The organism is Pseudoalteromonas sp. G5_S1_54_S4 (assembly GCF_054968565.1).
The window spans coordinates 1-1104 of the sequence record NZ_JBQKUL010000122.1 but is presented as its reverse complement, the minus strand read 5'-3'; the positions used below and the strand labels follow the sequence as shown (position 1 = coordinate 1104).

Annotated in this window: 1 protein-coding gene; it reads right to left on the bottom strand. The window is 38.3% G+C overall.

Translation table 11 applies throughout. From position 1 onward, the window contains the following. Window positions 1-33: 33 nt before the first annotated feature. Window positions 34-744 carry a GNAT family N-acetyltransferase gene (locus tag ACTRWE_RS19190; protein WP_462880530.1) on the bottom strand — a complete coding sequence of 237 codons (711 nt, stop codon included), beginning with the start codon at window positions 742-744 and terminating at the stop codon, window positions 34-36. Between the last annotated feature and the right edge of the window lie 360 nt (window positions 745-1104).

The window sequence follows — 1104 nt, the reverse complement described above, 5'->3', positions numbered from 1 at the left end:
GTGGCGCCGTAGGCGTCCCTCTTGATTGACTTGTTAGGCATCTCGCAAGTTGTGCTTGTAAAAGTAATTTTTAGCGATTTTTTCATCGTTAGAGAAATCACTCATCCAAGATCTTTGTGCTGAATCCATTGCTGATTTTCCATGCTTAGCAACTAGCTTCTTATATGAATTTATTACCGATGTAGTTCCCATAACTACTTCATCATCAACAGAAACTAAACAACCATTCTCAAGAGCTGTTCCATATGTCATGCAGATATGAGTTTGAAAATAACCTTCAACTTTAAAGCCGTACTTTAAGTAAAGTTCAACTAGTTTTGGGGAGCATGTCAAAGTTACATTAGAATATTTATTTTTTACGTTCTCCATTAATTTACTGAACACTCCGTTGCGTCTACTTTCCTTGCAGACTGCAATCAATGTAATTGATGCACCATCTAATTTTTCATATGTACCAGAGTGAATGAAGGGAGAGCAAATACAGAACCCAAGAAACTTCCCAGTATCTATGCACTTTGCAATCATTAAAACAGTTTCATGAAAATCCTTTGCTCCTACTCGATCTAACAACAGTCGAGCTCTAACAACCTCCCTTTCTGTTAGGTAATCGTATAGAAGATTTGTTTCTTCATAGGAAAACATACTCAAGTCTTCTGAGCAGTCGCTCACCAAATTTAAAACTTCATTCCCTGACTGTACATTTTCACCAGTAATACTATTTAGTTCGTATACTTCAATTTTCATGATAACCCCTGATTGCCTAACAATTTAATATCGAGCGATTGAGTCGTTTTTCTGCCGCAATCTGTCTCGTTTTTCTGCCGCAATCTGTCTCGTTTTTGTCCTACGACCATTGATAGCAGATTATGGAAGTGCTTACCAGCATGGAAGATTCTGTATACCGCTCTAATTCTGGATACAATAAAAACGACCTATTTGGTCGTTTTCCTGACTATGGGAGAAACTCAACGATTATGGATGTATACATGGTGATTTCGGTGTAAGGATGAACGTCCGCTCTCACAGCTCAAAGCAGCCCTTAGAACATTTACTTTAACTCATCTTGGGGCAGAAACGAGTTATTACCACCGTCTGCTTATGGCA